The sequence below is a fragment of the Streptomyces sp. NPDC000151 genome (genome assembly GCF_040301705.1).
Lineage (GTDB): Bacteria > Actinomycetota > Actinomycetes > Streptomycetales > Streptomycetaceae > Streptomyces.
The window spans coordinates 1-2,892 of the sequence record NZ_JBEPFC010000286.1 but is presented as its reverse complement, the minus strand read 5'-3'; the positions used below and the strand labels follow the sequence as shown (position 1 = coordinate 2,892).

2 protein-coding genes and 1 pseudogene are annotated in these 2,892 nt (G+C 74.8%); 1 reads left to right on the top strand and 2 read right to left on the bottom strand.

From position 1 onward, the window contains the following. Positions 1-1,758, top strand: a 1,758-nt coding sequence (locus ABT381_RS35545; RefSeq protein WP_351602189.1) for a transglutaminase TgpA family protein, incomplete at its 5' end; no start/stop codon positions are given. Positions 1,759-1,872: 114 nt separating this feature from the next. Here ABT381_RS35545 and ABT381_RS35540 read toward each other — a convergent pair. Together ABT381_RS35540 and ABT381_RS35535 are read right to left on the bottom strand one after the other, a co-directional pair. Continuing rightward, positions 1,873-2,286: an SCO2097 family morphological protein gene (locus ABT381_RS35540; RefSeq protein ID WP_351602187.1), complete on the bottom strand. Its 414-nt coding sequence runs from the start codon at positions 2,284-2,286 to the stop codon at positions 1,873-1,875. 291 nt (positions 2,287-2,577) lie between these two features. Further along, positions 2,578-2,892, bottom strand: a pseudogene (locus ABT381_RS35535) (SAM-dependent methyltransferase); the annotation flags it as partial.

The window sequence follows — 2,892 nt, the reverse complement described above, 5'->3', positions numbered from 1 at the left end:
GGCGCGCTCGCCCTGGGCATCGCCCTGGTCGTCCCGGCCGCGCTGCCCACGCTCGGCGGCGGGCTGCTGGACATGAGCGGCCGCGGCCGTCCCGGGGCCGACGGCGGCACGATCTCCGCGGTGAATCCCCTGGTGTCCCTGCAGAACAGCCTCAACCAGCCCGAGGACCGGGAGGTGCTGAACTACCGCACGACGACCCCCGACACCCGCGACCTGTATCTGCGGATCGTCGCGCTCGACCAGTTCGACGGGGCGGCCTGGAAGCCGTCGCAGCGCACGGTCGTGGACGTGCCGGACCGGCTGCCCGACCCGCCTGGCCTCGCGCCCGACGTGGACACCACCGCGGTGAACACCTCGGTCTCCACCGCGAAGTGGTATGCGCAGAATTGGCTGCCGATGCCCTATCCCGCGTCCCGGATCGGCATCCCGGGCCGCTGGCGCTTCGAGCCCGAGGGCCGCACCCTCGTCGGCGACCGCGGACAGAACACCCGCGGTGTCCGGTACGAGGTCGAGAGCCAGATCGTGCGCCCGACGGCCCGGCAGCTGGCCGAGGCGCCGCCGCCGCGCCGCGCCCTGCGGCGCGAGTACACCCGGGTTCCGGACTCGCTGCCCCCGGTGGTCCAGCGGACGGCACGGCAGGTGACGCGGGGCGCCCGCTCGGCGTACGCGAAGGCGGTCCGGCTCCAGGACTGGTTCGCGCTGAACGGCGGCTTCACGTACAACACCGAGGTCCGGGCGGGCAGCGGCACGGAGGCGATCGCGCGCTTCCTGAAGCAGAAGGAGGGCTTCTGCGTCCACTTCTCCTTCTCGATGGCCGCGATGGCCCGCACGCTCGGCATCCCGGCCCGGGTGGCGGTCGGCTTCACGCCGGGCGGCAAGCGTGCCGACGGCTCGTACTCGGTCGGTCTGAAGGACGCGCACGCCTGGCCCGAGCTGTACTTCGAAGGCGTCGGCTGGACGCGCTTCGAGCCGACGCCGAGCCGGGGCAGCGTGCCGGACTACACGATCTCCGCGGACGCGCCGGCCGAGGACGATCCCGGCCGGGCCGAGCCGCTGCCCGGCCGCACCGCGGCGCCGCGCCCCGAGCCGTCGGCGGACGGCGGGAGCTGCCCGCCGGACCAGCGGCGGGTCTCCGAGTGCGGGGCCCTGCCCCAGCAGTCCGGCGGCGGCCCGGCCGACGACGGGCCGGCGCCGGGGACGGTCGCGGGCGGCGTGCTCTTCGTCCTGCTGGTCCTGCTGCTGCCGGCGGTCCCGCTGCTCTGGCGGATACGGGCCCGCGCCCGCCGCCTCGGCGCCACTCGGACCCGCGCCCGCCGCCTGGGCGACGCCCGGACCCGCGCCCACCGCCCAGGCACGGCCCGGCCCCGTGGCCCGGCGGCCGGCGTCCTCGGTCCCTGGCGGGAGCTGGTGGATTCGGGCTGGGACTACGGCATCGTCCCTGACGACGCGCTGACCCCGCGCAAGGCAGCCGCGCGGATCGTGCGGGTCGGCGAGCTGACGGGACCGGCCGCGGAGGCGGCCCACCGGATGGCCGGCTCGGTGGAGCAGGCGCTCTACGCACCGCACCCGCAGGCCACGCCCGGCCTGGCCGACGACGTGCGGCGGGTGCGCGCCGGGCTGCGCGACGCGGCCTCCCGGCGGCAGCGGCTGCGCGCCGTACTGGCCCCGCGCTCGGCCGTCCGCCTGCTGTGGGCCGCCTCGGCCCGCACCTCCGCCGCCTTCGACCGCCTCCGCCCGGCATGGGCCCGACATGAGTGAGTGGTGTGGGCCGGACCCCCGGTTCTTCGGGGTCGGTCCACACCACTCACAGAAGTCTCAGATCGCAGAGGTCTCAGACGTCGAAAGGGTCCGGGGGACGTAGGGGCGGGGCGCTCAGTGGCCCTGTTCGTCCCGGCGGCGCTGCCAGCGCTCTTCGATGCGGTCCATCATCGAGCGCCGCGGCCGGGACGTACGGCGTGGCTGTCCGCCTCCACCGCCTCGGGCGGCCCCCGCTCCGGCCTGCTGCTCGCCCGGCTTGGGTGCCTTGCGCCAGCTGGTGACGGCCAGGACCGCGCAGCCGAGCATCACGAGGAAGCCCACCACGCTGATCCAGATCTGCTGCGCGACCATTCCGGCCATGAGGAGCGCGATACCTACCAGGAAGCCCGCGACCGCTTGGTAGACCCGTCGCCGGGTGTACGTACGCAGCCCGCTTCCCTCAAGCGCTGTCGCGAACTTGGGATCTTCGGCGTACAGCGCTCGCTCCATTTGCTCGAGCATGCGCTGCTCGTGCTCCGAGAGCGGCACGGAGTCCTCCTACTCGTCGGTCGCGGGGGGCGACCGGGTGCGACCCTTTCAGGATAGGCAGGGAATCGCCCCCGTGAAACCCGCCCCTCTACGCCAATTCACTGTCCGCGCCACCATGGTGGCCGGTGGTGATGCACCCTGCATTCCCCATCCGCCCTCCCGCCATGCCGGACGTTGTACCTCCGATCATACGGGGCGAAGCGGCTGATCGGGGGCCCTGTGGCCGACTGCACCCGGCAGTCGGTGTTCGCCTCGCGGCGAGCGCCCGGCTGGTGTAGGGGCCGCGGCCCGTCAGCCGCGCTCGGCGAGGACGTGCAGCTGGGTGGCGACGGAGTGGAAAGCGGGGAGCTCGGCGGCCGCGGCCTCGAGCTTCAGCAGCGCGTCCATGGCGCCGGGCTCGGTGTCGACGAGCACGCCGGGGACCAGGTCGGCGAAGACCCGCACACCGTGCACCGCGCCGACCGCAAGGCCGGTACGGGTCACCAGCTCGGTGAGCTGCTCGGCGGTGAAGCGGCGGGGCACCGGGTCGCCGTCGCCCCAGCGGCCCGCGGGGTCGCTCAGCGCGCGCTGCGCCTCGGTGAAGTGGCCGGCGAGGGCGCGTGCCAG